The sequence below is a fragment of the Occallatibacter sp. genome (genome assembly GCF_049802275.1).
Taxonomy (GTDB): Bacteria; Acidobacteriota; Terriglobia; order Terriglobales; family Acidobacteriaceae; genus Telmatobacter.
In genome coordinates this window covers 1-1693 of record NZ_JBARMD010000489.1, presented here as the reverse complement: position 1 = coordinate 1693, position 1693 = coordinate 1, and the positions used below count along the sequence as shown (strand labels likewise).

Annotated in this window: 3 protein-coding genes; all 3 read left to right on the top strand. The window is 52.5% G+C overall.

Features of this window, described 5'->3' with window-relative positions; genetic code table 11:
* Window positions 1-467: 467 nt before the first annotated feature.
* The gene (locus WA354_RS17090; RefSeq protein ID WP_472814232.1) at window positions 468-659 is read left to right on the top strand and encodes a hypothetical protein; all 192 of its coding nucleotides are present in this window, start codon (window positions 468-470) and stop codon (window positions 657-659) included.
* Between the two features lie 170 nt (window positions 660-829).
* Window positions 830-1090 (top strand): sigma factor-like helix-turn-helix DNA-binding protein, encoded by a 261-nt coding sequence (locus WA354_RS17085; RefSeq protein WP_472814231.1) that lies wholly within the window; start codon window positions 830-832, stop codon window positions 1088-1090.
* A gap of 119 nt (window positions 1091-1209) precedes the next feature.
* Window positions 1210-1693 (top strand): DUF3417 domain-containing protein (locus WA354_RS17080; protein WP_472814230.1); only part of this gene is annotated, 484 nt, incomplete at its 3' end.

Here is a 1693-nt window from a genome sequence, read left to right as displayed (position 1 = left end):
TCTGCGCAAATTGACTCCCGGTGCGCGAAAAGCGAAGTGACATCTTCTACCAGAATCAGAATGGAGAAAAGGGATCGCGATGATCAGGAAATCAGGATTACACCTTGAAATGAAATGGCGCTTCATCGCCACGGCGCAACAGTCACAAAGTCAGAGTCCGCACGTGATGATGAGATGGGTTTCAATCTCTTCGGTACACTCGCGGTGAACTTTTGAGGAAGCGGACATGAATTACGGTCATGCCTATCCAAACACGGTCGATGGCGAGAATGCGCAGGTGACGCTTAACACTGTTGGCCCCGCACCTGCAGAGGATCGTACCCGCCTATATCTGCTCTCCTTTCTGCTGACCGCAGATCGGACAAAGGCAGAACAATGTACTGTGGCGGGCCTAGATCTGCCTGCCGAAGGCAACGCAGTTTTTAGGGATTGGGCGCATTCCTGGGCTCGGCGGATCGTTGTTCACAATGCCCTTCGACTTATCGCGCCACACCTCAAGACTGATGCTTTCGATTCTGACCCCGGACAATCACGATGACATTACCGCAAGTTACGCCGAATTCGTGGAGGGTAAAGGCTCGTTGCAGTCGACCCTCCAACAACAACTCCAGGAAAGGATGATCAATGCGATTCAAAACATTCATACGCAGGCAAATTAATTGCGAGCGGACCGATTTGTTTCGGTTCGGACCGGAGCATTACAAAAAGGCTGGCATCCCTTATTCGCCGTTTGGCGGCATGCCAATCCTTGAAGCTTACCAAATCGTGAACGATTTGAATCGGAATCAATCTGAACATTCGTTTGTCTACTATCTGGCGGCATAGCAGAATGGCTACGGTCGTTGGCGAGCACATCTTCGATGAAGGTTGGTTACGTGCGGCGGAGGATGGCCGCCTGACAAAAGTTGCATCGCAGGATCCGCGCTTTTCGGCGATTCTTGCGCTTCCGGATTTCGAACGTTTTGTGTACGTTTTATCGGTCCTCGAAGGATGCTCGGACCGGGAATGCGCCGATTTGTTGGATGTTTCAGAGCGGAAGATCGAAGAAACGAGGCTTCGCGCGCTACAGCACTTTTGGAAACGTGACTGAACGCTCAGTCCTGGCCCGATGGCTCCCGCCGGGCAAGGTGCTGTGAGCTGGATAACTCAGATTGGCAGCTTTTGAATGCTCGGATCATATGAATTGAATTTAGCCTCATGGAGAAAAAAATGAACCCCAATTCGAATGTTTCTTCTGGCAACAACGCGGTGGCCGTCCTAAAGGAATTGGCGCTGAATCTCGACTGGTCATGGAGCCATACCTCAGACAATCTCTGGAGGCAGATCGACCCGGAGTTGTGGGAACTGACGCATAACCCTTGGGTGATTTTGCATACAGTTTCCAGCGAGAGGCTACAGGCTGTCAGCTCGACTCCGCAATTCCAAAGCACCCTCGATCAGGTTCTGGAAACAAGGACGCAGCGCGAAGAGGCGGCGAACTGGTTTCAGCGCTCCTTGCCGGAGGCTCCGCTCAGCCGCATTGCATATTTCAGCATGGAGTACATGCTGAGCGACGCGCTGCCCATTTATTCCGGCGGGCTCGGCAACGTAGCCGCTGACCAATTGAAGGCAGCAAGTGACCTTGGCCTTCCAGTGACGGGCATAGGGCTGCTTTATCAGAAAGGCTATTTTCGGCAGCACATCAATGCAGAAG

Excerpts from the sequence above, each read along its gene's own strand:
- WA354_RS17090 (WP_472814232.1), top strand. The coding sequence starts at position 468 with ATGCCCTTCGACTTATCGCGCCACACCTCAAGACTGATGCTTTCGATT.
- WA354_RS17085 (WP_472814231.1), top strand. The coding sequence starts at position 830 with ATGGCTACGGTCGTTGGCGAGCACATCTTCGATGAAGGTTGGTTACGT.